The sequence below is a fragment of the Streptomyces sp. S.PNR 29 genome (assembly GCF_030386795.1).
Taxonomy (GTDB): Bacteria; Actinomycetota; Actinomycetes; order Streptomycetales; family Streptomycetaceae; genus Streptomyces.
Map to the genome: position 1 here is coordinate 179,594 of NZ_JANUQM010000018.1, position 26,348 is coordinate 205,941.

Annotated in this window: 19 protein-coding genes; 14 read left to right on the plus strand and 5 right to left on the minus strand. The window is 73.6% G+C overall.

Features of this window, described 5'->3' with window-relative positions; all coding sequences use genetic code 11:
* Positions 1 to 48: 48 nt before the first annotated feature.
* Together NW895_RS36965 and NW895_RS36970 are read right to left on the minus strand one after the other, a co-directional pair.
* Positions 49 to 2,940 carry a transglycosylase SLT domain-containing protein gene (locus NW895_RS36965; protein ID WP_289941285.1) on the minus strand — a complete coding sequence of 964 codons (2,892 nt, stop codon included), beginning with the start codon at positions 2,938 to 2,940 and terminating at the stop codon, positions 49 to 51.
* A gap of 695 nt (positions 2,941 to 3,635) precedes the next feature.
* Positions 3,636 to 4,184, minus strand: coding sequence for a tellurite resistance TerB family protein (locus tag NW895_RS36970; protein WP_289941286.1), 549 nt, complete (start codon positions 4,182 to 4,184; stop codon positions 3,636 to 3,638).
* Between the two features lie 209 nt (positions 4,185 to 4,393).
* Here NW895_RS36970 and NW895_RS36975 point away from each other — a divergent pair, with 209 nt between their 5' ends.
* The 3 genes from NW895_RS36975 (at position 4,394) to NW895_RS36985 (ending at position 6,346) form a co-directional block, all read left to right on the plus strand.
* Positions 4,394 to 4,867, plus strand: a complete 474-nt coding sequence (locus NW895_RS36975; protein ID WP_289941287.1) for a carboxymuconolactone decarboxylase family protein — start codon at positions 4,394 to 4,396, stop codon at positions 4,865 to 4,867.
* A 29-nt stretch (positions 4,868 to 4,896) separates the two neighbouring features.
* A complete protein-coding gene (locus tag NW895_RS36980; protein WP_289941322.1) occupies positions 4,897 to 5,829 on the plus strand; it encodes an RNA polymerase sigma-70 factor in 933 nt (310 codons plus the stop codon).
* Between the two features lie 85 nt (positions 5,830 to 5,914).
* Positions 5,915 to 6,346, plus strand: coding sequence for a hypothetical protein (locus NW895_RS36985; RefSeq protein ID WP_289941288.1), 432 nt, complete (start codon positions 5,915 to 5,917; stop codon positions 6,344 to 6,346).
* Here NW895_RS36985 and NW895_RS36990 read toward each other — a convergent pair.
* Positions 6,267 to 7,808 carry a serine hydrolase domain-containing protein gene (locus tag NW895_RS36990; RefSeq protein ID WP_289941289.1) on the minus strand — a complete coding sequence of 514 codons (1,542 nt, stop codon included), beginning with the start codon at positions 7,806 to 7,808 and terminating at the stop codon, positions 6,267 to 6,269. The genes NW895_RS36985 and NW895_RS36990 overlap by 80 nt on opposite strands.
* A 109-nt stretch (positions 7,809 to 7,917) precedes the next feature.
* Between NW895_RS36990 and NW895_RS36995 the strand changes: the two genes are divergently transcribed.
* Both NW895_RS36995 and NW895_RS37000 read left to right on the plus strand, forming a co-directional pair.
* Positions 7,918 to 9,138, plus strand: coding sequence for a sensor histidine kinase (locus tag NW895_RS36995; RefSeq protein ID WP_289941290.1), 1,221 nt, complete (start codon positions 7,918 to 7,920; stop codon positions 9,136 to 9,138).
* Entirely contained in the window at positions 9,129 to 9,776 is a 648-nt protein-coding gene (locus tag NW895_RS37000) for a response regulator transcription factor (RefSeq protein WP_289941292.1), read from the plus strand. The genes NW895_RS36995 and NW895_RS37000 overlap by 10 nt, the downstream gene beginning before the upstream one ends.
* A gap of 188 nt (positions 9,777 to 9,964) precedes the next feature.
* Here the strand turns inward: NW895_RS37000 and NW895_RS37005 are convergent, their stop codons facing one another.
* Positions 9,965 to 11,320 carry a hydrolytic protein gene (locus NW895_RS37005; protein ID WP_289941294.1) on the minus strand — a complete coding sequence of 452 codons (1,356 nt, stop codon included), beginning with the start codon at positions 11,318 to 11,320 and terminating at the stop codon, positions 9,965 to 9,967.
* Between the two features lie 267 nt (positions 11,321 to 11,587).
* Here NW895_RS37005 and NW895_RS37010 point away from each other — a divergent pair, with 267 nt between their 5' ends.
* The 4 genes from NW895_RS37010 to NW895_RS37025 all read left to right on the plus strand — a co-directional run bounded on the left by NW895_RS37010 (position 11,588) and on the right by NW895_RS37025 (position 18,441).
* Positions 11,588 to 12,280, plus strand: a complete 693-nt coding sequence (locus NW895_RS37010) for a LuxR C-terminal-related transcriptional regulator (protein WP_289941297.1) — start codon at positions 11,588 to 11,590, stop codon at positions 12,278 to 12,280.
* 148 nt (positions 12,281 to 12,428) lie between these two features.
* The gene (locus tag NW895_RS37015) at positions 12,429 to 15,623 is read left to right on the plus strand and encodes a hypothetical protein (protein ID WP_289941299.1); all 3,195 of its coding nucleotides are present in this window, start codon (positions 12,429 to 12,431) and stop codon (positions 15,621 to 15,623) included.
* Positions 15,620 to 16,327 carry a DUF4255 domain-containing protein gene (locus NW895_RS37020; RefSeq protein WP_289941300.1) on the plus strand — a complete coding sequence of 236 codons (708 nt, stop codon included), beginning with the start codon at positions 15,620 to 15,622 and terminating at the stop codon, positions 16,325 to 16,327. The genes NW895_RS37015 and NW895_RS37020 overlap by 4 nt, the downstream gene beginning before the upstream one ends.
* A 71-nt stretch (positions 16,328 to 16,398) precedes the next feature.
* On the plus strand, positions 16,399 to 18,441 hold the full coding sequence (locus NW895_RS37025; protein ID WP_289941323.1) for an ATP-binding protein: 2,043 nt from the start codon (positions 16,399 to 16,401) through the stop codon (positions 18,439 to 18,441).
* Positions 18,442 to 18,487: 46 nt separating this feature from the next.
* On the opposite strand, the gene NW895_RS37030 is transcribed toward NW895_RS37025, so the two are convergent.
* On the minus strand, positions 18,488 to 20,566 hold the full coding sequence (locus tag NW895_RS37030; protein WP_289941301.1) for a DUF4157 domain-containing protein: 2,079 nt from the start codon (positions 20,564 to 20,566) through the stop codon (positions 18,488 to 18,490).
* Between the two features lie 246 nt (positions 20,567 to 20,812).
* On the opposite strand from NW895_RS37030, the gene NW895_RS37035 reads away from it, so the two are divergent.
* From NW895_RS37035 to NW895_RS37055, 5 genes are all read left to right on the plus strand, one after another.
* Positions 20,813 to 22,375: a phage tail sheath family protein gene (locus tag NW895_RS37035; protein WP_289941303.1), complete on the plus strand. Its 1,563-nt coding sequence runs from the start codon at positions 20,813 to 20,815 to the stop codon at positions 22,373 to 22,375.
* Between the two features lie 50 nt (positions 22,376 to 22,425).
* Complete coding sequence (locus NW895_RS37040; protein WP_289941305.1) at positions 22,426 to 22,866, plus strand: phage tail protein; 441 nt, start codon at positions 22,426 to 22,428, stop codon at positions 22,864 to 22,866.
* A complete protein-coding gene (locus NW895_RS37045) occupies positions 22,863 to 23,354 on the plus strand; it encodes a hypothetical protein (protein ID WP_289941307.1) in 492 nt (163 codons plus the stop codon). The genes NW895_RS37040 and NW895_RS37045 overlap by 4 nt, the downstream gene beginning before the upstream one ends.
* The gene (locus tag NW895_RS37050; protein ID WP_237538843.1) at positions 23,351 to 23,509 is read left to right on the plus strand and encodes a DUF6760 family protein; all 159 of its coding nucleotides are present in this window, start codon (positions 23,351 to 23,353) and stop codon (positions 23,507 to 23,509) included. Before NW895_RS37045 ends, NW895_RS37050 begins: the two co-directional genes overlap by 4 nt.
* Positions 23,510 to 23,513: 4 nt before the next feature.
* A partial coding sequence (locus tag NW895_RS37055; protein WP_289941310.1) for a hypothetical protein occupies positions 23,514 to 26,348 on the plus strand: 2,835 nt, incomplete at its 3' end.

Here is a 26,348-nt window from a genome sequence, read left to right on the forward strand (position 1 = left end):
AGGCGAGGTGCCTGTCCGGGGGCGTATGTGTGTCCGGTCCGTCGACCGCTACGACGCCGGGGTGACCGCGTCCGCGGGCTCGCCGGGCAGGGGCTCGAACGCCAGGGCGTCCCAGGCGATCGAGTCGTCCCCGGTGCCGTCCGCCGTGTCGGAGCTCAGCGAGACACTCGGGGTGCCGTGGAACTCGTACGAGCCCAGCGAGACCCAGGCGTTCCGGCCGCCGGTGTCCTGGGAGATCGTCTTGTCCACGACGGTGCCGTCACCGAGGTCGATGTGGTAGGTGGCCTGGCCGGTGGTGGCCTCGTGGTCGGGCAGATGCACCATCACCCGCGCCCAGCCCTTGATCGTCCGGTCGGGCGTCCAGGTGCCGGTGACGACCGAGTCGGTGTACTTCGGGTCCCGGGTGTGGGTGAACCAGAAGTGGCCGCCGAAGCCCGAACCGAGCTGGTGGAAGTCGATCTTCGACGGGTAGACGGTCGCGCCGTTCTGCTCCGCGGAGCCGAAGGTGAACGACAGGGTGCCCCGGCTGGTCCAGTTGCGCAGGCCGGCGCAGGGGTTGGTGCTGCCGACCCGGAACTTCACCGTGTTCGGTACGTCGTCCACGATCAGCGCGTTCCGCGGCAGGGTGGAGGCGCAGGACGCCGGGTGCGGGGAGGCGGGCTCCGGCTCGGGGTCGGTCGCCTGGTACTTCAGCACCTCGGTGCCGCAGGTGGTGGCACAGTCCGTCCAGGTCGCCGGCTGGTGCCACCAGCACTTGAAGTCGTCCCGCTGGCAGGGGCCCGTGGGCTGGCTCGATCCCTCCACCTTGCGGGGCTTGGAGGTGTCGCAGTCGTTGACGTCGGGCTTGCAGAAGGCGTCGTGCGGCGGCTGGGCGTCGGGCGCGTTGCCGGTCGGCCAGCTGCCGACGGTGAAGGCCGGGCCGGACGTGCCGGTCGCCGGGTCGGTCTTCTGCTGGGAGTACGCCGCCCAGCCCAGGACCCGCTCCGGGTAGGTCCACAGGTTGGGGTTGCGGGCGTCGTCGGCGCCGGAGGAGAGGAACATCTTGCGGTCCGGCGGGTAGAGGCCGTTGGCCGGGTTGTTGAACCAGCCGAGGCCCCACGGGGCGGCGGCGTCCGAGGCGTCCGGCAGATTGAAGCCGCTGTTGTACGCCCACAGCGCGAACCACCAGTTCTCCAGGTATTCGGGGTCGCCGCCGTTGACGAGCATGCCGTGGTCGTGGAGCTGGTTCCACTTGTCCTGGAGGATCTGCAGACCGGCCGCGATGTTGGCCGCGTAGTCCACGGTGATCGCCTTCTGCTGCTCGGCGGTGTACGTGGCGTCCGACTTGGCCATGCCGCTGGTCACCTGGGCGATGCCGTAACCGCAGTCGGCGGCGGCCCAGTTGACGGTGTGCACGCTGCCGGCGTTGCCGTAGTAGCCGCCCTGGATGAAGTTGCCGCTCTCACCGGCGGACGCCCGGGAGGTGGCCTGCACCAGATTGGACTCCTGGGCGAGCACACCCAGCATGATCTGCGCGGGCACCCGGCCGCCGCCCTTGAGCGCGACGGGCGGGAACAGCTCCTGCGGGGTGTACGACGGCAGGTCGGTGCCGTTCCAGCCCTTCCGGCGGCGTTCGTCGAGCTTGCCCTGCACGGCCAGGTCCGTCGCCCACTCGACCTGGGCGGGTGACGGCTGGAGCGCCTGCAGCTCGGGGTCGTTGCGGGTGACGGCGCAGGCGCGGTCCGGGTCGGTGGTGGTGTGCGCCGGGCCGTCGTCGTCGACGCTTTCCGTCCGGATGCTGTTGGTGTGCATCCCGCCCTCGTCGGGCGTCGCGGTGCGCGCGGACAGGGCCGGGGACTGCTCGGCGCCCTGCCCGGGTCGTGGCGCTCTGGGCTGCACCCGGAAGTCGAACGTGGCGCCCGTGCCCGGTACCAGGGCCTTGATGCCGACGGGCTGCGCGGTGGCGGGGGCGGGAGCCGTGCCCACGTCCTTGCGGCCGGCCGCCTCGGTGCCGTTGCCGACCCGGGTCAGGGCGAGATGGCCGGTGGTGGAGACCTCGGACAGGGCCGGGACGTCGAGTGCCTTCCACCCCTTCGGCAGAGCGGAGCCCGGGATGTCCTCCCGCGCGTCCTTCCCGGTCACGAAGACCCGGCCGCCGCCGCCGCGCACCGCCAGGGCGCCGAGCGGGCCGGAGCCGAGCAGATGGTCGGAGCCGCCCTGCGTGACGCGGCGGACCTGCACCTTCTTGCCGGAGGCCGGGACCTGGTAGGCCAGGCCGTGGTGCGCGTCCGGCACCAGCCGGAACGGCGTCCCCACCGTACGGGCCAGGGTGCGGACGTGTCCCCGGCCGTTCACCGAGACCACGGAGTCACGGGTGGCCGCCGCGATCCCGCCCTCGAAGGGCACGGCGGAGGTCAGCTGCCCCGGGACGGTCTGCCGGCCCGTCAGCTTGCCCTGCCGTGCGTCGACGGTCAGCAGCTGCGTGCCCTCGCCCTCCGGCCGGGAGAGCACGGCGCGTTCGCCCGAGCCGCAACCGGGGTTGAAGTAGGCGAGGGAGACCAGCTGCGGCAGTTTGGTCACCGTGCCGTCCGCCAGGTCGACCACGGCGGCGAAGGCGCCCTGCTGGAAGCCCTGTTGGTCGTTGGTCGCCTGCCGGGGCGCGTAGACCACCACGGCGCGGTCGCCCGACCCCGTGACACAGGTCTGGCCGATCCACTGGTCGGTGTCGATGCCCGGCTCGGACAGCGTGGCCGCGGTGCGCCAGCGGTAGGCGTGGGCGGCATCGGCGACCAGTATGTGCAGTCCGGTGGCGTCCCCGTCGTACGTGACCATCCGGTCGCCCGACTTCTGCCACCCGGACGGCAGTCGGGAGGTGTCGGTGACCCGGTCCGGCAGCGGCTGGGGGGTGGGGTCGGAGGAGCCGCTCAGGGCCGCCGACGCCAGCGGCGCGAGGAGTGCCATCGCCAGTACGGATATCGCGCCGGCCGCCCCTATTCGACCGCGCCGGCTCTTCGGCACCCGCCAGCGGTGCCTTCCTCCTGGGGTTACACGAGAAGTGCGCAAGGCGTTCCGTCCATCTTCATTTGTGCAGGTCTGGTACCGGCGTTGACGGTCCCCCCGAGCCGGTAGGAGCGGAAGGTACCAATCCGAGGTGGCCGCAGTAGGTGCCCGAGGAGACTTACCGGGCGGTATCCACGAAACGTCCACGGGGGATCCGCGCCGTCCTGCACAACGGCTCTGCGAACGCCGCCGCTGTGTTCAGCCGGGGACGACGGTGTGGGGGAAGCTCTGGGTGGAAGGCGGAGCAGTCCGAGCCGTGGATGACGTCGGTGACAACGCTGAGGTCGGTGCCGGGCCGGCCACGAAGCGGAAGGTCGGGCGGGCGTCGTGTGGTCGGCGGGCCACCGCAGGCATGCCTCCGACCGCCACGACCGGCACGGCAGCAATCTCCGGGTTCTGCCACGGATGATGCTTGAGCAGGTGCGCGCCTCAAGCGGAGGGGCTCGGCGCCCCGCAGCACCTGGCGGTCGGCGTGCCCCCGGGATCACCCGCCGTGCCGAACCCGCCCTGTTCACGCACGGCATGCCCGGCCGGGCGCACCGTGCTGCGCCTGGCCCCACCGCGGAGCGACGACCAGGAACGCCCGAGGCGCGTCGTCAGAGGCCGAACTCCTGGGCGGGCAGCCCGAGTACCGAGCACGCCTCACGCAGGACCTGTTCCTCGGCCGGCGCGACGTATCCGTCCGCGCCCGCGACGACGAAGCCGGTCTGCACGACCGCCCGGGCCTCCGTCGGCTTCTTCGCCGCCTTGGCTATCTCCTGCAGGGCCTCGGCCTTGCCCTGCTGGAAGTTGAGTGCCAGCTGGTCGACATGCTTGTTGAAGCGCTGCCGCAGCTGGTCGGGCGGGAAGTTCTGCAGGACGTCGTTGTGCAGCAGCAGCGACTCCACGTGCTGCCGCTCGGCCGGGTCGACCTGCCCGTCGGCGGCGGCGACCAGGGCGCACATGGCCATGCTGGCGTCCCGGTAGGCGCCGCTCTTCAACTCCGCCTTCAGGGAGGTGAGCTGGGACTTGAGCGTGTTCACCAGCTGAGCCCGCGACCCCCCGGAGGACCCCGCACCGGGCCGCCCGTGTCCGCCGGTGCCCCGCGCCCCCTGCGCCTGCTGCAGCGTCTTGGCCTGGTCCTTGATCCGATCCCACATCGCCATCCGTGCCACCTCGGCTTCAGCCCGTGTCGTTCCGGTCGTACGCGTGCGCACCGCGCGTTCTGCTGTCACAACTCCCCCCGGCGCCACGAAAGTTCCATGGGTGCCGAAGGCGGCGGAGGGGAGACGCAGGTCACACGCGCCCATGTCACAGGGGGACGGGCCATCTCGTCTCGGGGGTGCAGGCACCGACGACCGCAGAGGAGCACACCATGGACGCGCGACTGAACTTCTTCGCCGCCCCGACCGGCAGCAAGGCCATCAAGCACTTCATGGCGGTGGGCAAGATGCTCAAGGACTCGCCGCTGCCGGCCACCACCCAGGAGCTGGTGGCGCTGCGCGTGAGCCAGATCAACGGCTGTGCCGTCTGCATCGACATGCACACCAAGGACGCCGCCGCCGCCGGCGAGACCCCGGTACGGCTGCACCTGGTCGCGGCGTGGCGGGAGGCCACGGTCTTCACCGAGGCCGAGCGTGCCGCGCTGGAGCTGGCGGAGGAGGGCACCCGGGTCGCGGACGCGGCCGGCGGGGTCAGCGACGAGGTGTGGGCGCGGGCCGCCCAGCACTACGACGAGGATCAGCTCGCCGCCCTGGTGATCCTGGTCTCCTTCATGAACATGGCGAACCGGGTGAACGTCATCACTCAGCAGCCGGCCGGTGAGTACGAGCCCGGCCAGTTCCACTGAACCAGCCCGTGGAGGAAGGGGATTTCGGCGTGTGCAAGGTCGAGGAGTTCGAGGAGCTGCGGCCGCTGCTGTTCTCGATCGCCTATCGGATTCTGGGCAGTGTGGCCGAGGCCGAGGACGCGGTGCAGGAGACGTGGCTGCGCTTCGACGGCTCCGCGACCCGGCCCGCGTCGACCAAGGCCTTCCTGTCGGCCACGGTCACGCGCATCGCGATCGATGTGCTGCGTTCCGCGCGGGCGCGGCGGGAGGAGTACGTGGGCCCGTGGTTCCCCGAGCCGCTGCTGAGCGATCCGTACGAGGACCCGGCGCGGTCGGTGGAGCTGGCCGACTCGGTGTCGATGGCGGCGCTGCTGCTGCTGGAGCGGCTCAGCCCGCTGGAGCGGGCGGTGTTCGTGCTGCGGGAGGTGTTCGGCTTCGGGTTCGGCGAGGTCGCCGCGGCGGTGGGGCGGTCGGAGGCGGCGTGCCGGCAGCTGCTGGTGCGGGCGCGACGGCACATGGAGGCCGGGCGACCGCGGTTCGCGGCGGACCGGCAGGAGCGGCAGGAGCTGGCGTCGCGGTTCTTCGAGGCGTTGAAGGACGGCGATGTGGGCGGGCTGCAGCATCTGCTGGCCGCCGACGCGCAGTTGGTCGGAGACGGCGGCGGCAAGGCTCCGCAGCTGGCCAGGGCCGTTGCCGGCGCCGAGAACGTGGCCCGGCTGCTGGGCTCCGTCTTCCCCCCGATGGCCCGGGTCGGCGTGACGATCGAGCCGCAGGAGGTCAACGGCCAGCCGGGCGCGATCTTCCGGGACCGGGACGGCAAGGTCCTCAACACCCTGGTGCTCGACGTACTCGACGGGCAGATCCAGACGATCCGCTCGGTGATCAACCCCGACAAGCTCGGCCACGTGGGCCCGGTGGCGGACGCCTGGGCCGTCGACCGCGAGGTGAGGCAGGCCCGTCGTCAGTCGAACCGACCGGGATGAGCGGTCACACCGGACGCACGTACTCGGGTGGATCTGAGTACGTGCGCTCTGTCCGGGCACGGGGGTGCGCCGAAACACTCGAACCATGGAACAACGACTCCCGAATCCCGTGCGCCAGTTGGTGACGGTTCTTGCCCTGGTGGGGGTGACCCTGGCGGCTTGGGCTGCCTGGCTCGGCTGGGACCAGCACCGTGATGTGCACCCGGACGGCACGACGACCGGCCCGTACGAGGCGTGGCAGGTGATCGGCCTGGTGCTGACCCTGCTGGTGCCGGTGTACTGGGCGGCGTCCCGGCGCTACTTCGCGGGCGCCGTGCTCGGCACCACGGCCGGCCTGACCGCTGCCGCCTCCTACGACTGGTCGGACGACTCCAGCGGTCTCTTCGGCGTCGGCGTGCTGCTGGTCCTGGTGGGGAGCCTGGTCGTGACCGTCCCGCTCACCGCCGTGATCGCCGCCGTGAAAAGGGGCGGGCCCCCGACGGTCGCCGCCGCAGCAGAGCCAGGCCCCGGGCGGTGACGACCGCGGTGGAGGCGAGGCACCCGGCCGCCGCGCAGACGACGAGGGCCGGCCAGGCGTAGGCGGTCTGCGCCAGGGTTCCTGAGCGGTGCATCAGGAGGCCGAGCAGCGCGGCGAGCCGGGTGAGGAAGAGGACTGGCAGGGCCTGCGGCAGCAACCGCAGGGCCGTTCGCCACCAGGGGCGCCGTGCGGTGCGCCGCGCCCACCGGGGCGCACGCAGGACACCGCGGATGCCGAGGCCCGTCGCCAGCAGGGTGAGGGCCGCAAGGACCCAGTCGGCCGTCATCGAAAAGGGCTTCGACACCTCGGGGTTCCTGCCCCGCGCGAGATCGACGAGGCCCAGGGAGATCTGGGCGGCGTCGTCTCCGGAGATCATGCCGGTGTTGGTGACGACCGCGATGCCGGTCCCGCTGCCGGGCAGCAGGGTGGCCGTGGCGTTGTGGGTCAGGAGCTGGCCGTTGTGCTGGATCTCCGCGGTCCCGTCACCGGGCCGGTACCGCATCCAGCCCATCGCGTAGTCCGTGCCCTTCGGCGCTGCCGGCGGAGTGTGCGTCAGCTCGATGGTGCGTGCGGTGGCGATACGGCGGCCGTCGGCGGACACACCGCGGTTGTTCTGGACGATCAGCCACTGGGCGAGGTCGTCGGCGGTGGTGACGACGCCGTGACTGCCCGCGGTGAACCAGCGGGGATGGGGACGGGAGAACGTGGTGCCGTAGGCGCGGACGTAGCCGCGGGCCCGGTCGGGCATCTCGGTGGTGGTGTCGACGGATGCGGTGTGCGTCATGCCCAGCGGCTGGAACAACGTGGCGGACAGGTAGTCGGCGAAGGGCCGTCCGCTGACCACCTCGACCAGGCGGGCCGCGACGAAGTAGTTGGGGTTGTGGTAGCGGTGCCGGGTGCCCGGCGTGGTGGCGAGGCGCGCCTCACGCATCGCGGCGACGGCCTCCTTGAGGGTGTGCGGCTGGGCGCGGGTCAGGTCCGGGTACGCGGAGTCGGCCATGCCGGAGGTCTGGGTCAGGAGCTGCCGGACGGTGATCTCCCGGGAGCGCCGGTCGGCCATGGTGAACTCGGGCAGGTAGCGGCGCACCGGCCGGTCCAGGTCGACCGTGCCCGCCTCGACCAGCTGCATGACGGCGAGCGCGGTCATGGACTTCGACAGTGAGGCCACGGGCACGCGCGTCCGCGGTGTCATGGCCCGCCCGGAAGCGGTGTGCCCGTAACCCGCGGTGTGGACGACCCGGTCGCCCCTGGTCACGGCGACCACCGCGCCCGGCAGGCGGGTCTGCTCCACGTAGTCGCGCACGAAACGGTCGATCGAGGCCGCGTTGAGGGGCGCGGTGGACTGCGCGGCCGGTAAGGCAGGTCGGGCCGGTACGACGGTCGCCGCGATCGCGATGCCGAACGCGGCCGCCACGGTGCCGAGCCCGCGGCGCATGCCGGTGTGGACGGTGAACAGCTTCATGGCGCCCAGTGCACCGGTCCGTCCCGTGCCGGCGCACTGGCGTACAGGGGAGTTCGGAGGTAGTGCGGGCACTACCGCATCAAGATCCCCCGCTCGCTAGGGTCGAGGGGTGCGACATCGGACCGCCTGGCAGGCGCTCGGTCAGAACCCGCTGAAGGTGCTCGGCTCCGGCTGGCCCTGGCGGTCCTTCGCCTACCTGCTGTCCGGTGTCGTCTTCGGAGCCGTCACCAGCACGGTCCTGGTGGTCGCGCTCGTGGCGGGAGTGGTCTCGCTGGTGGTGCTGGTGGGCGCGCCGGTCCTGCTCGGCGTGGCACTGTCCGGTGTCGCCGTCACCCGCTTCGAGCGGTGGCGTCTGCGCCTGGTGGACCTGGACCCGGTGCCCGATCCGCACCGGGCCCCCGAACGCACGGGAGCCGTCGGCTGGGTGCGCACCCGGCTGCGGGAGCCGGCGACCTGGCGAGAGCTGGGCTTCACCGCGGTGTCGGCGACCGCCCTGTGGTGGATGGACTTCCTCGTCCTGGGCTTCGCGCTGGTCGTCCCCGTACTGGTGATCATGTCGCCCCTGGACGATCCCGGCGCCTGGCCGCTGGTGATCGTCGGCCTCTGTCTGCTCGCCGCCGCGCCGTACACCATCACCGCCTGGGCCGGTGCGAGGGCCGCGGTCACGCGTCTCATGCTGGCGCCGCGCGACAGCGAACTGGGCCGCGAACTCACCGACGTACGGGCCTCCAGGGCGCGGCTCGTCGACGCCTTCGACGCGGAGCGGCGCCGGATCGAGCGGGACCTGCACGACGGGGCGCAGCAGCGGCTGGTCTCCCTCAACGTGATGCTCGGTCTGGCCGCCCTCGACACCGAGCCGGACTCACCGCTGGCCGGGCGACTCGCCAAGGCGCAGGAGCAGGTGGCGCTCGCTGTCGACGAACTGCGTGAGCTCAGCCGTGGCGTCCATCCGAAGGCTCTCACCGACCACGGTCTGGCCGCCGCGGTCGAGAACCTGGCGGGGCGCTCCGCCCTGCCGGTCACGGTCGACGTCCGCCTGCCGCGCCGTCTGCCGCTCTCCGTGGAGACCACGGCGTACTTCGTGATCTCCGAGGCCCTGACCAACGCCGTCAAGCACAGCCGGGCGACCCGAGTCGAGGTGCACGCCCGCCTGCACACCGACCTTCTCGCCCTGTCCGTCAGCGACGACGGCATCGGCGGTGCCACACCGGAGGCGGGCACCGGCCTCGTCGGGCTGGCCGACCGGGTCGCCGCGGCGGACGGCAGGCTCCGTCTCTCCAGCCCGCCGGGCGGGCCCACCCTGCTGCATGTGGAGCTGCCGTGTCGCTGACCGTCGTACTCGCCGAGGACTCCCCGCTGATGCGGGACGGGCTCGTCGGTGTGCTCACCCGCTTCGGCCACCAGGTGCTCGCCGCCGTGGGCGACGCGGACGCCCTGATCAGCGCGGTGCGAGAGCACCGTCCCGACATCGTCGTCACCGACGTCCGGATGCCGCCGGACCACACCGACGACGGCCTGCGCGCCGCCGTCGCCCTGCGCCACGAGCGCCCCACCCTGCCGGTCCTGGTGCTCAGCCAGTACATCGAGCAGTCCTACGCCGCCCACCTGCTCGACCTGGGCAGCGACACCGGCGTCGGCTACCTCCTCAAGGACCGTGTCAGCGCCGTCGGTGAGTTCGCCGACGCGGTCGTCCGGGTCGCCGCCGGTGCGACGGTCGTGGACCCCGAGGTGGTCCGCCAGCTGCTCAACCGGCGTCACGATCCGCTGCGACGCCTCACCCCACGAGAGCGCGAGGTCCTGGCCCTGATGGCCGAGGGACGCGCCAACGCCGCCATCGCCCGCGAGCTGTACGTCACCGAAGCGGCGGTCAACAAGCACGTCGGCAACATCCTGCAGAAACTCGAACTCCACCTCGACGGCCAGAGCCACCGCCGCGTCCTCGCCGTCCTCACCTACCTGCGCGCCTGACGGCAGCGGCCCGTCTCCGCACGTCCGGACCGGTCCCGACCATGACGTCGCGTAATGTCGCGTAATCCGGTGGTCAGTGTGCTGTTTTTGGTCCAGAGTTGTCGATTTCCAGACGTGAAAGGATTCCGCTCTTTACAGATGTAGGCAGCACCGATCGACAATATTTCGTGGGAGAAGTGAGGAACGGTTCAGCGCTTGATGCGGCTGAGCACACCGCTCACGTTCACAACCTCGTGGCACCCCTGCGCCTGACGGCCGGTGGCCGGTGTGCCCGGCTTCGCACAGGTCACTTCGACGGTCACGGTGTCGTTCGCGGGGATCTTGATAGGGGTGACCCAGTGATAGTCCTGGTTGCGGAAGGTCTCCAGCGCGATCGTGGTGATCTTGCGGTCGCCGAACGCGATCGTCAGCAGCCCTTCGTCGCCCTGGAAGTTGGCGGCCACGAGGTCCGTGACCCCGAAGACGCTGTCCTCGGGCACCTTGTAGGTACCGGTCTTCGTCTCTCCGCTGGACGTCTCCAGGTCGATGGTCGTCGAGCTCTGCTGGCCACCGCCTACCGAGCTGCCGTCGCCGGCCGAGGCACCACCGCCGGTCCCGGTGCCGTCGGTGCCCGATCCGGTCCCCGCGCCCGCCTCCTGACCGCCGGGCGAGGCACCCGAACCGTTGCCGGAACCGGTGCCCGGCGTCTGCCCGCCCCGCTCCCCGGGCGGCGTGGGGCGCGGCTGGACCGCCTCGTTGGCTGCCTCCTTGGCCGCGCTGCGCACCGCCGGACGGACCAGCGTGAACCAGGCGAGCAACAGCGCGAGCAGCACCGCCAGCGCGGCGAGCAGCCACTTCGGGAAGACCGGGATCTGCACGAACTCCGCGTCCAGCGGGGCCCGGACGGCGGTGTCGTCGCGTCCGGTCTCCTCGGGGTCACCGGATTCGGCGGTGTCCACGGTGAACGGCCACACCACCGGGGCGCCGAACCACACCGGCTTGCCGGTGCGGACCCGCAGCCCGACCTCCACCGACTCGCCGGGCTCCAGCTTCGGTTCGGCCGGGCTGAAGGCGAACCCCAGCTCCTCGCCCGCCTGTCCGGGGGTGAAACCCACCTGCACCGGGGTGTTGCCCTGATTGCGCACCGCCAGCCGGTAGCGGCCGCGCAGCCAGCCGCGCCGGCGGCGCGGGGACAGCTCGGTGTGCAGCTCATGGAACTCCTCGATCCGCACGGTGGTTTCGAGGACCCGCACCGACTCGGGGTGCTCGGCCGGCAGGACCCGCACTCCAAGGGGCACCTCACCGGCCCGGACCTCCGGAGAGCGCGGTGGCGCCAGACGGAGCGTCACGGTTTCGGAGGTGCCGGGATAGAGAGAGACCCGCGGGGGTTCCACGGTGGTCCAGGAGGCGCAGTCCCCGACGACCTCCAGGCTGTACGCCTCGACGATGTCGCTGTCGTTGCGCACGGTCAGACTGGTCGTGGCGGTGCCGCCGGGGGCCACCGTCACGGCCGGGATGTCGAGGTCGGGCGCACCGGGACCGGAAGAGGCTGCAGAAGGCGTCACGCCGGCACGGTAGGACCGCTGCCCGGTGTGCGACGAGGAGCGCGAGGGCAACACCCGGGCAGTCGTGGTGCCCGTGAGGTCAAGGGCCGACTTCCTTGGTCCGCCGGTCCGTTGGTGTGGCCGGCCGCCTCCCGCCCGCCCCCTCCCACGCTCCGCCGCACGCGCGCCGCCCCCGGTGGCCCTCACCCACGCATCTCTTTCCTCCGCACGAACCCATGCACCGGACAACCGCCCATCACGTACTGCGCAGAGGAGAACAACCCTGCCATGTCAGCCGTCATCTCACGTGAGCCCGACCCGGTCGGCTTATGGCACCGGGCCGCAGGCTCCGGTCGCCCGGACCGGGCGACCGTGGCCGTCTACGCCGCCGATCCGATCCTGCGGGTCGGCGTCGTCCAGCAGTTGCGCCGGCGTCCCGAGGTCGACCTGCTCGACGACACCGACGCGGAGCGGGCCCAGGTATCTCTGGTGGTCGTGGACAACGTCGACGACGACGTGGCCGCCCTGCTGCACCGGCTGCGGATCAACACCGTCACCCGCACGGGACTCGTCGTCGGCACCCTAGGGTCCGGCGGACTGCAACGCGTCATCGAGTGCGGCGTGGCGGCGGTGCTGCGGCGCACCGAGGCGGACCAGGACCACCTCGTCCACCTCGTCCTGGCGATAGCCAACGGTGAGGGAGTACTGCCGGGCGACCTGCTCGGCACGCTGCTCACCCACGTGGGCAGCCTCCAGCGCTCGCAGCTCGACCCGCGGGGCCCGTCCCTGTCCACGCTGACCACACGCGAGGCGGACATGCTGCGCCTGGTGTCGGAGGGCCTGGACACCGCGGAGATCGCCCGCAAGACCGCGTACTCCGAGCGGACCGTCAAGAACGTGCTGCACGAGATCACCACACGGCTGCAACTGCGCAACCGGGCCCACGCGGTCGGCTACGCGCTGCGCAACGGGCTGATCTGACGACGGGCGGGGGTACCTCGGCAACTGCCCGAAAGCGCACCGGACGCTTCCCCCGGGTACGGCCCCGCCGCCCTGCCGCACCGAGCGCGCCCGGAGCAGGGTGGCGGGGGCACATCCGGGTGCCGTACCTGCCTGCGAGGGGGACGTCATGGGAACCGCTGGCCCCGGCGGTCGGTACCGCCTGGGGAGACTCGGCACGTCGCTGGTGCTGCTGCTCCCGCTGCTCGGGGTGACGGCGGCCTCCGGGCAGGGCAGCGCCGAGCCCCGGCCACGGGCGGCCGACGCCGCCGGCACCCGGGTCGCGTACGCCGGTACCCGGCACCGCAGTCTCGGCCGGGTCGCCACCAGCACCTCCAGCACACCGCTGTTCGGCGACGGTCCGGCCCACTTCGACGTCCAGCCGTCCGCCCTCGGCGACGCGATGGTCTTCGCTAGCCGCCGCGACGAGCGGGACCCGCAGATCTATCTGCGGTCCGCCGACGGTTCGGTACGCCGTCTCACCAGCGGCATGGACGCGGCGCACCCCCGGCTGACGCCGGACGGCCGGGCCGTGGTGTTCGACTCGGCCGGACCCGGCGGCCCGGGCGGCGGGAAGCAGCGCGACCTGTGGCTGGTGCGCACCGACGGCACCGGCCTGACACGGCTCACCGACACCCCCGCGGACGAGGAGTGGCCGACGGTCTCGCCCGACGGGCAGCGCCTGGCGTACTCCGGAGACAGCGACCCACTGGCCGGACAGCAGCTCTACGTACGGCCCCTGGGCGGCGGCACCGCCTCCCGGATCACCGACCCCGCGAACGGCGAGGCCACCGAGCCGGTGTGGAACCCGGTCGACGACGACGAGAACCGGAACTGGATCGCCTACACCGCCACCACGACCGTCGACGGCCGGGCGGTGCCCCGGCTGCGGGTGACGGACGGGAGCAGCGACGAGCCGCTGCTCGGGGGCGCGCAGGCGGACTGGCGTGCCCACGGGGCAGCGTGGCTGCCCGACGGGGACGGCGTGCTGTTCCTGAGCCCGGAGATCACCTGTGAGTGCGAGGGCGACTGGGACCACGTGTTCCGGTCGACCGCCCACTCCGGCCAGGTCCCCTCGCTGGTGCTCGATGAGGACCGGGAGGTCCGCTCGCCCACCTGGCTCGGCGCGCTCGACGGCGGCGGCGTGGTGGTGGAGCGCACCTCGGCGTCCGGCCCGAACGCGGTGACCCTGCAGGACATCCGGGCGGACGGGGCCGACCCCCGCGACCTGGGGCTTGCGGTCCTCAAGGAAGACCCGGCGGCCGACACCAACACCGATCCCGCCAAGGACCCGCTGTTCCGGCCGGCGGCCGGGTACGACCCGTGGACCGAGCGGCAGAACTACACGCCCGACGGCCGTGGGATCGTGGTGACCCGCTTCGAGGACACCCCCGAGGGCCGTGTCGAGCGGATCTGGAGGGCGGACGCCGACGGCTCCGACGCGGCGCCCATGCCGCTCGCCGGACGCGGCCCGAAGGACTGGGACACCGACCCGACGTTCTCCCCGGACGGCAAGTACCTGGCCTTCACCCGGACTTCGCCGGGCGGCGTGGGCGAGGCCGCGGGCCCCAGCCGCATCCTCGTCGCCGACGCGGCCACCGGTGCGATCACCGGCGAGATCATCCCGCCGGCCGGGCAGCTCCAGGGCGGCGATGCCCAGCCCACCTGGTCCTCCGACGGCACCACCCTGGCCTTCACCCGCAACCAGGTGATCGACGGGGGCGGCGGCAACAAGCACATCTGGACCGTGCCCGTGAACGACCTGGACCGGCAGCGCGACCTGAGCGCCACCAACTGCCCCGGCAGCTGCCAGGTCATCGACGACAGCCCGGCGTTCTCCCCGGACGGGCGCAGCATCGCCTTCAACCGCAAGAACGGCGGCGGCCGGATCGACGAACGCAACGGCGTCCTCCTGACGTCCCTGTCGGGCGACGACTGCCAGGTGCTGCTGCCCACCGCCGCCCGCGACCTCCCCGGCGCCTGCCGCCGGGAGCTGCCGGACACCTCGGCCACCGGCCCGTTCCAGCCGCGGGACGCCGCCTGGACGGCCGACGGCAAGGGCCTGGTGTTCAGCTCCCGCGCCGCCCTCGCGGTCAACAGCCCCGAGAAACTACAGCTCCTGGACGTCGCGTCCGGCGACCTCACTCCGCTCACCACCGGTCTGCCGGGCCGGCAGAAGGAACCCAGCGTCCAGCAGTCCGTGGACCTCGCGGTCCGGGCACCCGGCTCCGTCCCGGAGGTCACCGTCGGCCGGTCCACCACCATCCGCGTGGACGTCGTGAACAACGGGCCCGCTGCCTCCCCCGGCACCCGGCTGACCGTCGCTCCGCCGTCCGGCGTGCAGGTCACCCGGATGACCTGGCCCGGGGGCACCTGCGATGCCGCATCCCTCCAGTGCGATGTCGGCGTGGTGCCGCCCGGGACCACCGTCCCGGTGACCGTCACCGTCACCGGGGTCACCCCCGGCGATGCGCCGGTCGGCTGGTCGGTCACCGGCACCGTCCTGGACCCGCGACCCAGCGACAACTCCGGCCGGACCGTGGTGCCGGTACGTGCGGCCACCCCGCCTCCGACGACCCCGCCTCCGGCCACACCGACACCGCCCACCACGGCGCCGCCCGTCCCTGCGCCGCCCGCCCCCGCGCCGCCCACCGTGCCCCCGGAGCCGGAGGCGCCCGAGGCCGGCCCCGGAGTGCGGGTCACGGCCCAGCCGAACCCCGGCTACGTCGGCGGGCGCGTCGTGGTGACGTACACCGTGCGCAACGGGCGCAACGCGCTGGCGACGGGGCTGCGGCTGCGCATCGGCCTGCCACCGGGCATCCCGAACAGCGGGCCGCCGCCGGGCTGCGACCGCTCCTGGGTGTGCGCGCTGCCGGACCTGGCCCCGGGCGAGAACACCGTCGTCCGGGTGGTCCTCAGCCCCGACAAGGCGCTGACCGGCCGTGTCACCGGCGACCTCACCACCACCGGCACCGACGCCGACCGGCGCGACAACACCGCCCGGCAGCGGCTGCGCATCCTCCAGCCGCGCATCGTCGCGGTGCCGGAGGTCGGCAAGCCGGGCTTCGTCACCTCGGTGCGCGGCAAGGACTTCCCGCCGGGAGTGCCGGTGAGGTTCACCTGGAAGCCGGGCATCACCGCGGCGGCGGCGCCGACCGTGCCCAAGCCGGACGGCACGTTCATCGGGCAGCTGCTCATCCTCGCCAAGGACCAGACCGGACCGCGCGTCATCACCGCCAGGGGACGCGGATTCTCACCCGTGACGACCGACTTCCTGGTGGTCAGCGGCAGTGTGCAGCCGCCCGACGAGGTGACCCGCCGGTGATCCACGAGGTCGACGAGGCGCTGCGCCGCCTGCTCGGCGAGTCCGGCCTGGAGGCATCGGGCGTCGAGGTGGTCTTCGATGCCCCCACCCGGGACTGGGCGGCACGCCGCAGCGCCCCGACCATCTGCGTCTTCCTGTACGACATCCGCGAGGACGCCACCCGGCGCGGCAGCGGCCAAGGCGAGGTGTACGACGATGACGGGCACCTGGTGGCGCGGCGCACCCCGCCCCGCTGGTTCGACCTGACGTACCTGGTCACGGCGTGGGCGAGCCGCCCGCAGGACGAACACCGGCTGCTCTCGCAGGTGCTCGCCTGTCTGGTGGCCACCGACACGCTGCCCGCGCGGCTGCTCACCGGCACACTCGCCGAGCTCGGTCTGACCGTGGGACTGGACACCGCCGGGGCCGGGCTCGACGCACCGGCCGCCTCCGATGTGTGGTCGGCGCTCGGAGGGGAGTTGAAGGCGTCGCTCGGGGTGCGGGTGCGGGCGCCGCTCGCCGGGACGACCACGGCCGCCGCGCCGCCGGTCACCGAAGGGCTCGTCGTGCGCTCCGCCGCCCGGCACGAGGGTGGGGAAGCGGCGCCGGGCCGTCGGCTGCGCTACACGGAGACGAGTGATCCGGGACCGGACGGCTTCGCCGGTCCGCGGGAGCGGGGGCCCGCACCCGCCCGGCGCCGCCGCAGGGGGGACCGCCAGCCGTGACGCACACCGCCGAACCCGACGCCACCACCCGGCCCGGTGCCCCGCCCGGCGCCGGAGCCGTCTCCGCCGACGTGGAGCACCTGTGGGTGCGACTCGGTGCGGTGGAGGAACGGGTGCGGCACGCGGTGGCGGTCCGCCGCGCCGCCGACCCCGACCCCGACGACCCGTACCGGGGCCAGTACCTCAGCCCGGAGGCGGTGGCCCGCATCCTGGACGAGCCGGGCGGTCTCGGCCTGCCCGCCGGCGAGCCTTGGCGCCCACCGGCCGGTTCCGTCCTCGACGGCCTCGCCGGGCGGTTCGGCCTGTCCCCGCTGGACCTGGACCTGCTGCTGGTCGCGGTGGCCCCCGACCTGGACGCGCGCTTCGAACGGCTCTACGGCTACCTCAACGACGACCTGACGCGCCGTCGGCCCACAGCCGGGCTCGCCCTGGAGCTGTGCGGCCTCACCGGGGCGGCACCCGCCCGGTTCCGGCTCGCCCCCGGAGCGCCGCTGATCGAAGGCGGACTGGTGGAGGTCACCGAGCCGGAACGGCCGCCGCTGTCCCGCGTCCTGGCGGTCCCCGACCGGGTCACCGGGCACCTCCTGGGCAGCGCGCGGCCCGACGCCCGGCTCGCCGGGCTGCTCGGCGAGGTCCGGGAGGACCCGACCGCCGAGGCGGCGGAGGTCCGGCGCACGGCGGCCGCGGCCGGGACCGGCGTCGGCCTCGTCCACCTGCGCAGCCGGGGCGGCGACGCCGAGGGGCTGGCCACCGCCGCCCTGCGCGCGGCCGGGCTGCGCCCTCTCGTCCTGGACGCGGTGGCGCTCGCCCGGCGCCGGGACGACGTACCGGAACTTGCCCGGGTGGCCGCACTCGAAGCCCGCCTGACCGGTGCCGGGATCGTCCTCGGCCCCCTGGAGGCGCTGCCCGCGGAACCCGCCGAACGCGCCCGGACACTGGGGACGTTGTGCGGGGCACTGCGGGGGATCCCCCTCGTCACGCACGGCACCGTCGGCTGGGATCCCGCCTGGGCGGCCGACACCCCCGTGGTCCTGACCGTGCCGGCACCTTCCCCCGAGCGGCAGGCCGCGCGCTGGCGGCACGCCCTCGACCGGGCCGCCGGTGACGGTTCCGTGACCGGCGACCCCGAGGAGCTCGCCCGGGCGGTCGCCGCGCACCGCCTGGACGCCGGGCAGCTGCGCCGCGCCGCCGACGTGGCGGTGCGCACGGCCGCCCTCGCGGGCCGCCCGGTCCGCCCCGACGACCTGCGCTCCGCCGTACGCGCCCAGAACGGCGCGGGGCTCGACCGGCTCGCCCGCCGGGTGGAGCCGGGCGTCGGCTGGGACGACCTGGTGCTCCCGCCGGTCACCCACCGGCGGCTGCGCGAACTCGCGCTGCGCGCCCGCCACCGGGAGCGGGTGCTCGGGCAGTGGGGGATGCGGCCCGGCGGCGGCCGGGGGCGCGGCGTGGTCGCGCTGTTCGCCGGTGAGTCGGGCACCGGCAAGACCATGTCCGCGGAGGTCGTCGCGGCGGACCTGGGCATGGACCTGTACGTGGTGGACCTGTCCACCGTCGTCGACAAGTACGTCGGGGAGACCGAGAAGAACCTGGAGCGGATCTTCACCGAGGCGTCGGCGGTCAACGCGGTCCTCCTCTTCGACGAGGCCGACGCGATCTTCGGCAAGCGCTCGGAGGTGAAGGACGCGCACGACCGGCACGCCAACATCGAGTCGGCGTACCTGCTCCAGCGCATGGAGTCGTTCGACGGGATCGCGGTGCTGACCACCAACCTGCGGGCCAACCTGGACGAGGCGTTCACCCGCCGCCTGGACGTGGTGGCGGACTTTCCGCTGCCCGACTCCGGCCAGCGCCTCGCCCTGTGGGAGCGGTGCCTGGGCGACCGCCTGCCCCGGGCCGACGACCTGGACCTCCGCTTCTGCGCGGACCGCTTCGAGCTGGCCGGCGGCTCGATCCGGGCCTGCGCGCTGACCGCGGCCTACCTCGCGGCGGAGTCCGGGGAGCCGCTCACCATGCGGGAGCTGGTGGCGGCGGTCGCGCAGGAGTACCGCAAGCTCGGACGGCTGGTTCTGGAGGGCGAGTTCGGTCCGTACCTGGCGGAGGTCACCGGCGCCTGAGGGGCGGGCCGCTCACCGTTGTGCGCACTCGTTCCGGCAGGAGTTGTCAGCCGTCGTAGTTCTCGTCGCTCTCGTTGGAGAGCCGCCCTCGGTGGAGCGGGGTGGGGGCCAGCTGCCATTGGCCGGTCACCGGGTCCTGGTGGTACTCCTGGACCACGTAGTCCAGCCTGGTCGGCACGTCTTCGAATCCGAACTGGTCGCCACTGCCGGACATCCGCACCTCGAACCGCAGGACCCGCCCCTCTTCGAGCACCATGCGTTTGACGTGACTCTCGACATCCCGCTCGAACTGCTGGTTGAGCCTGCTGCTCATGGGGGCGAGATTGTGCGGCTCCGCGGGGCCGTGGAGATGGTGGTTGAGGAGGTGGCCGCGAATGGCGCCGAGTCCCCAGGCGCCGCCTTCCGGTTCAAAGCCTGCCTGTCCGGACGGGGGCCGCAGGGTGAGCGGGTCGGCGACCATCGACGTGCCCATGTCGACGGCGACCTTGTTGCCGTCCTCGTCGATGTCGAAGAAGGTGCCGGACGTGAAGGCGACGACCGTACGCGGCAGATGGCCGAGTGACGTGAAGCCGCGGTGCTGGGTTTCGTACGCGCTGACAGCCTGGTGTGCCGTCTCCAGCACCTCCCTGACCACGTCTCCGTACTCCCTGGTCCAAGGGAACCTCAACTGGTTCCACAGCACGGCGAGCTCGGAGTCGCTGTCGTGCTCCTGGGCCCGGTCGAAGTCGAGTTCCTCGTCCGGTCCGGGACCGCTCCCCGTGTTGTTGATCAGGAAGGACACCCTTCCGGCCTGATCGATCTCGACCTTCTGCTCATAGCCGTCGTCCATCTTCGTGCCGTCGTCGTTGAGCTCGACGACGTGGCAGGTGATCCCCTGGGGAAGGGGATGCGTGGCATCGCCGTGCACCACGACCTCGTAGTGGAAGGTGCCGCGGTCGTTGTAGATCATTTTCTTGAGGGGTTCCTCGACCACCCGGCTGTGCTTGGCGTTGAGTTGCTTCCGGAACGGCGCGAGGTTCTCCGGGGTGGCCGGGCCGTGGAGGTGCGCGTTGAGCAGGTGCCCTTCCACCGCTCCGCCGAGTCCGGCGTAGGTGCCGGTGGTCGCGTCGGAACCGGCGGCACCGCGCAGCGTCAGCGGGTGGGCCACCATGGACGTGCCGCGGGGCACTCCTCCCGCCATGAGGACCGGCCCGAATCGAACGACGGTCTCCGGAACGCCGTTGTCCTCCCCGAACTTGTTGCTGAGCGCCTGCTGCACCTCCCCCATGCCGCTGCTCCAGCCGTTCGACAGCTTCTGGTAGGTCAGCAGGATCTGGTGAACGTCCACCGCGGTCGGCTGCTGCGCGGAGCTGCGCAGGGTGGTCCAGTCCCGCAGGGGACTGGTGTCGTGGGGAGCGGGGTCGCGGTCCCGCAGGAGCTTGATGCCCGGGCCGGGGGCTCGCTGCACGGCGGCCGTACCGGTGCCCGTCGCCCGGGTGTCACGCTGGACGTGGTCGGCGTGCTCCGCGTCCTGGGCGTGCTCGGCGACGGAGCCGGACGAGGCCGGCGCGGGGCCGGACATGACCCGCCGGGCCATGGCCTCGGCCTCGCGCTCGAAGCGGTCGGACGGGTCCGAGACGCGCAGCCCGTCGCCGTGGTCGGTGCCGGAGACCGGGCCCTGGCGCTGCTGGACCACGTGCGTGAGCTCGTGGGCGAGAGTGTGCTTGTCGCCGCCGCCGTCACCGATCACCACATGGCTGCCGGAGGTGTAGGCGCGGGCGCCGATGGCGCGGGCCGAGCGGGCGGCGGCGGCCCCGGTGTGCAGCCGTACGTCGGAGAAGTCGGAGCCCAACCGGGACTCCATCTCCCGGCGTAAGGGCGCGGCGAGCGGTTTGCCGGCCGAGCGCAGCACCTCGTGCACCCCGGTGTCCGGCTGCTCGGCGGCAGGCGTGGTGCGTGCGCGGCGGGCGATCATGCCGGTCACCGCGGCGTTGCCCGCGCCGCGCTGTGCCGCCCGGAGCGCGGCGGCGGTGAGCGGGGGCGGCACGGCGGCGCCCGATGAGGACGTCTCCCGCTGGGCGGTGGCCCCGCCGCGCGCCGACTGCCGGGTTCCGGTCCCTTCGGTGCGCCGTCCGGACCTCTGCATCTGCTGCCTCCTCATCGGCACACCCCTGCTGCCGCCCCCAGTGGACCGCGCGGGTGAACGGCCGTCCAGGTCCCCGAGGGCAGCGCGCGGGCAGGGACGGGTGACGTCCGGACGGTCCGCACGGGGCGTCCGGAAAGGCAGCGTTCTTGCCCTCGGCAAGGTCCGCGGGTCCCTGTCGAGGTGCCGGACCCGCCCCGCAGACTCGCCCTGGACACAGGTGACCCGTAAGGACGCGAAGGAGCGAGCATGCCGACGTACCTCACCCCGGGCGTGTACGTGGAGGAGGTGCAGTCCGGTGCCCGACCGATCGAAGGGGTCGGCACCGCCGTCGCCGCGTTCGTCGGGTTCGCCGAGAACGGCCCGTTCCACACGCCGACGCTGGTCACCAGCTGGGACCAGTACACCCAGCTGTTCGGCGGCTTCACCGAGGGCACCTATCTGGCCCACGCGGTCTACGGGTACTTCGCCAACGGCGGCGGCGCCGCGTACGTGGTGCGGATCGGCGGCTCCGCCGAGGACGCCTCCGCACCGGCCGTGGGCGGCGCACAGCGGCGGCGGGAGACCGGCGCGGCGGAGCCGGTGGAGCTCGGCGGTTTCCTGGTCGCGGCCCGGCCGGGGGTCTCCGGGGTGTCGGTGGAGATCGCCGACGCGGACGGCGAGAACCCCCCGGAGGACCGCTTCAAGGTGCTGGTCCGCCAGGGCGACCAGGTGGCGGAGACGTATGAGGCCTCCACCCGCAAGAACGTCAAAGGGTACCTGGTCGGCCAGGCCCGCGCCTCCAAGCTGATCGAGGTCACCGAGCAGCGGGGCGCCACCCAGAGCAGGCCCGCGAGCCAGACCGTGGCGCTCCCCGACGCCCCGGCCGCGCCCGTCGCGTCCGGCCCCGGCGAGGCGGCCCGCCTCGACCCGGCCGAGTACGTCGGCGACGCCGCGGCCCGCACCGGGTTCGGCGGCCTGGAGACCATCGACGAGATCACCATGGTCGCGGTGCCGGACCTGATGAGCGCCTACCAGCGCGGCGACATCGACGCCGAGGGCGTGCGCACCGTGCAGCTCGCCGTGATCTCGCACTGTGAGCAGATGGGCGACCGGGTGGCGGTCCTGGACACCCCGCCCGGTCTCACCGCCCAGCAGGTGCGGACCTGGCGCAACGACGAGGCGGGCTACGACTCCCGGTACGCCACCGTGTACTACCCGTGGGTGCGGGTCTTCGACCCGGCCGCCGGACGCAACACCACCGTCCCGCCGAGCGGCCACATCGCCGGTGTCTGGGCGCGCAGCGACGCCGAGCGCGGCGTGCACAAGGCGCCCGCCAACGAAGTGATCCGCGGCGCGGTGGACCTGGAACTCCGGCTCAGCAAGGGCGAGCAGGACCTGCTGAACCCGATCGGCGTGAACTGCGTACGGGCCTTCCCCGGCCGGGGCATCCGGGTGTGGGGTGCCCGCACCCTGTCCTCCGACCCCGCCTGGCGCTACCTGAACGTGCGCCGGCTGTTCAACTACCTGGAGGAATCGATCCTCCTGGGCACCCAGTGGGTGGTCTTCGAGCCGAACGACGACCGGCTGTGGTCGAGCATCCGGCGCAACGTCACCGCGTTCCTCACCGAGGAGTGGCGCCGGGGCGCGCTGTTCGGCCGCACCGCCGACGAGGCGTTCTACGTCAAGTGCGACCGCGACAACAACCCGCAGGAGTCCATCGACCAGGGCCGGGTCGTCTGCGAGATCGGCGTCTCGCCGGTCAAGCCCGCGGAGTTCGTGGTGTTCCGGCTGGCCCAGTTCTCCGACAGCACCAGCCTCATCGACGAGTGATCCCAGGGCCGCACGGAAAACGGCTCCGCAAGGAAAGGTGACAGACAGTCATGGCAACGGGCGATGCTCTTTCCACCCATGTCTTCGGCGTGCAGCTCGGGGGTTACCTGGTCGAGTCGATCCAGGAGATCAGCGGGCTGACCGTCGAGGAGGAAGTCGTCGAGGTCCGCCAGGTCAGCGCGGAGGGCAAGCAGATCATCCGCAAGCAGCCCGGCGCCCGGCAGGCGGGCGAGATCACGATCACCCGGGGACTCGACCAGAGCAGCGAGTTCACCAACTGGATCAAGGAGACCCTGAACAAGGGCGCCGTCGAAGCAGCGCGGCAGAACCTCACCATCGAGATCAAGGACTCCGAGGGCACCACGGTCCGCCGCATCCAGCTGATGCAGGGCTGGGCCTCCAAGTGGGAGGGCCCGTCCCTGAAGGCGGGCGAGTCGTCCGCGGCCACCGAGTCCGTCACCATCGTGTTCGAGGAGATCATCGTCGAATGAAGCGCCGTACGGTGACGGCGGGCAACCTGGAGGAGATCCTCCAGGTGACGGCGCCCGCCCCGGCGCCGGAGCAGGCCGCGGCACCCTCCGCCGCCCCGGCCCCCCGGGAGGACCACGGGCTGCGCACCGAGTTCGAGTTCGAGCTGCCGCGCGGGTACGTGGACGAGGCGGGCACGGTGCACCGCCATGGCGCGATGCGCCTGGCCACCGCCCGTGACGAGCTCCGGCCCCAGATCGACCTGCGGGTCAAGGAGAACCCGGCGTACCTGAGCGTGGTGCTGCTGAGCCAGGTGATCACCCGGATCGGCACGATCACCGATGTGCACGCCGGGATCGTCGAGCGGATGTACGCCACCGACGTCGCCTTCCTCCAGGACTTCTACCGCCGCGTCAACAGCGAGGGCCACACCCGCGCGGCGGTGACCTGTCCGCACTGCGAGGGCGGCTTCGAGGTCGACCTCTCGGGTGGGCGCCTGGGGGAATCGTGACGTACGCCCTTCCCCGGCTCCGGGAGGAGATCGCGTACATCGCCTATCACTTCCATTGGCCACGCGAGGAGATCCTCGACCTCACCCACGGTGAACGCCAGCAGTGGGTCACCGAGATCGCCCGCATCAACACCCGTGTGAACGAAGGCGGTTGAGCACATGGCATGGCGGGACAGGCTGCGCCGCCGGGCCGCCGCGCACGGGGTGGTGCCGGAGGGCGGCGGGCGGGCCGCCGGAGGTGACGGTCCGTCCGGCGAGCGCCCGGACCTGAGCGTGCCCGGTGCCCCGGGTCCTTCCGTGCCCGGCGACTGGGACGGCGGCTGGCGCCGCACCGCAGCGCCGGAACTCACCCTGTCCCGCGCCCCGCTCGGGGTCAGCGACGGCCTCGCCTTCCGCGCGGGCCTCGCCGCCTGGCAGAACCCGTCGTTCGACACCGGCCTCGGTCACGCCCTGACCCCCACGGCCCCGACCGGCCTGGTGCACGGCGTCACCCGCCCGGCCGTCCCGCGGCCCACCCACACCGGCACGGGTCCGCTGCTGCTCCGGGCGCTGCGCCCGGAGGGGGCGGACGGCCCGCCGGACGGTGGACCGGACGCCGGGACCCCGGACGGCGCGACCGGGCCGTCATGCGCCCGGACGTCCCAGGTCTCACGCCGGACGCGTCCGGGAGCGCGGCCGTCCGGCCCGGCACCGGCCGCCGCACGGCTTCCCCGCAGAAACGGCACTCCGGGGGAGGGGAGTCCGGGCGACGCTCCAGGGACCCGTGGCCTCATGTCCGCGGATTCGCCCGTCGTGCTCTCCCCGTCGCCTCCTGCCGTCCAACGGGCCCCGCAGCCGGGCGCCGGCCCGGTCGCGCCCCCCGACGGCACCGGCCGCGAGCCGGCCGCTGTGCGGATCCCGCTGGTACGACGCGTCTCGGTGGTCCCGGGCGCAGCCACCGACGGGACCGTGGCCCGGCCCGCGTCCGGTGGACCCACCTCGGAGCCACGGCCCGGCGTGCCCGGGCCGGACCCGGGGCGCGCTTCCCGGGCGCCGGCCGGTTCCGGGAGCCGCACGCCTTCCGGCCCGGCCGTCCGGCTCCGCCCCGTGGGGCCTTCGCTGACCGTCGCCCGGTACCCGGCCGGACCTGCCCGCCGCGTCCCCGCCCTGCGGCCCGCCGCCATCCCGGCACCCGACAGCGCCACGACCGCACCGGCCGGGACGGGGGCCCGTCCCGCCGCCCCCGTGCAGCGCGCGGCCACGCGCCCGGGAAGCCGCGCGCCTCTCGGCGCCCCGCTGACCGAACTGCCCGCCACGGCCGCACCGTTGGCGGAGCGCGCCTCCGCCCGGCATCCCGCCCCCGGCGCCGGATCCGGTCCGGGGCTGCCCGTAGTCCAGCGTCACGCGGAAGGCACGGCCGGCACTCCGGGACCGTACGACGGCGGTACGAAGGCCACGGACGGCGCCCCGGACGGCCCGGCCGGACCGGCCCGCGCCCCGCGCAGAGCCCCCGGCCCCGGCAGCGCAGGGGCACGCGCGCGCGGTGGCCTGGGCGCACCGCTGTCCGCACTGCCGCCGAGCGCCGAACTGCCCGGCTCCGCCGCGTCCGGCCCCCGTGCTTCCCGCACGACGCCCGGCCCGGACGTCCAGCGTGCTCCGGCACGCCAGGACCGCGGGCCCGCGACGGCTGACGACCGGACGCCCTCCGGGGCCCTCGCGAGCGGAGCGGACGGTGTGCGGCGGCGTCCCACCGCAGGCGCTCCGGCGGACAGCGCAGACGGGTCCGCTTCCCCGCTGGTGACGTCGTCGCCGGCCTCGGCAGGTGGCCCGGATCCGGACGGGCCGTTGCTGGGGGCGGCCGGCGTGCAGCGGCGTCTCGCGGACGGCCCGGTCACCGCAGGCGCTCCGGCGGACAGCGCAAACGCGTCTGCTTCCCCGTTGGTGATGTCGTCGCCGGCCTCGGCAGGTGGCCCGGATCCGGACGGGCCGTTGCTGGGGGCGGCCGGCGTGCAGCGGCGTCTCGCGGAGGGCCCGGTCACCGCAGGCGCTCCGGCGGAGCACGCGGACGGGCCTGCCACACCGCTGGTGACGTCGTCCCCGGCCTCCGCATCGCACCGCCCGGCCGGGGACGCGCGACGCTCCGGCACGACGTCCGGCGGGCAGGTCGCGGACGGGCCGAGCCCCGACGGACCGGGCTCCACCGGGCTGGGCTCGGGTGGGCCGGGCAAAGCGTCGGGCTCCGCCGGGCTGGGTTCCGGTGGGCCGGGCAAAGCGTCGGGCTCCGCCGGGCCGGGCTCCGGTGGGCCGGGCTCCGAGGGGCCGGGCGTCGGCAGGCACGGGCCCCAAGGGCCCGCCGCTCCGGGCTCGGGTGGGCCGGGCAACGGGCCGGGTTCCGGGGGGCCGGGCGTCGGCAGGCACCGGCCTCAAGGAGCCGCCGCTCCGGGCCCGGTCGTCGTCGCCCGGGCCACGGCCGAAGGCACCGGCGTCCGGACCCGCGGCACAGACGGCCCGCGCCCTCTCCCCGTGACCCGCCCCGGAGCGCGCTCCACCCCGGCGGCACCCCGCACCCTCTCGCTGCTTGCCGCGCGCCCGCTCATCCTGAACACCCGGGCCCCGGAAGGGGACGCACCGCCCGCCGTCTCCCGCTCCGGCGACCGTCCCGTCGTGGCGGTGCGCTGGCCCGCACCGGCTGCCCCTCAGGGCGACCCCGCGCGGCCGACGCCGGTCACGACAGCCCCCGCCCCCGCGACGGCGCATCCCGGACCGGCGCGGCAGGCGGGTGTGCGCGGGAGCGGCCCGCCGGGCACCGGCCGGCGCGTCCCGGTCGTCCGGCCCGCGCCGCCCCGGCCAAGGAGCGCCGACCCGGCCGTCGCCGCACCGGCGCGGCCCTTGCCGGTGACCGCCCCGCAGGCCCCGCCGCTCACGGACCGCCCGCCGGCCGCTGCGGCACCGGCGGAGCCCGTCCCCGTGGTCCGGCGCGTGACCGGTACCCCGGGCCCGGGGCCGGCGGCGGGC

Excerpts from the sequence above, each read along its gene's own strand:
- NW895_RS36990 (WP_289941289.1), bottom strand. The coding sequence starts at position 7,808 with ATGAAGCTGTTCACCGTCCACACCGGCATGCGCCGCGGGCTCGGCACC.
- NW895_RS37030 (WP_289941301.1), bottom strand. The coding sequence starts at position 20,566 with ATGCAGAGGTCCGGACGGCGCACCGAAGGGACCGGAACCCGGCAGTCG.
- NW895_RS37015 (WP_289941299.1), top strand. The coding sequence starts at position 12,429 with ATGGGAACCGCTGGCCCCGGCGGTCGGTACCGCCTGGGGAGACTCGGC.
- NW895_RS37035 (WP_289941303.1), top strand. The coding sequence starts at position 20,813 with ATGCCGACGTACCTCACCCCGGGCGTGTACGTGGAGGAGGTGCAGTCC.
- NW895_RS37045 (WP_289941307.1), top strand. The coding sequence starts at position 22,863 with ATGAAGCGCCGTACGGTGACGGCGGGCAACCTGGAGGAGATCCTCCAG.
- NW895_RS36965 (WP_289941285.1), bottom strand. The coding sequence starts at position 2,940 with ATGGCACTCCTCGCGCCGCTGGCGTCGGCGGCCCTGAGCGGCTCCTCC.
- NW895_RS36985 (WP_289941288.1), top strand. The coding sequence starts at position 5,915 with ATGGAACAACGACTCCCGAATCCCGTGCGCCAGTTGGTGACGGTTCTT.
- NW895_RS37040 (WP_289941305.1), top strand. The coding sequence starts at position 22,426 with ATGGCAACGGGCGATGCTCTTTCCACCCATGTCTTCGGCGTGCAGCTC.
- NW895_RS36975 (WP_289941287.1), top strand. The coding sequence starts at position 4,394 with ATGGACGCGCGACTGAACTTCTTCGCCGCCCCGACCGGCAGCAAGGCC.
- NW895_RS36970 (WP_289941286.1), bottom strand. The coding sequence starts at position 4,184 with ATGGCGATGTGGGATCGGATCAAGGACCAGGCCAAGACGCTGCAGCAG.
- NW895_RS37010 (WP_289941297.1), top strand. The coding sequence starts at position 11,588 with ATGTCAGCCGTCATCTCACGTGAGCCCGACCCGGTCGGCTTATGGCAC.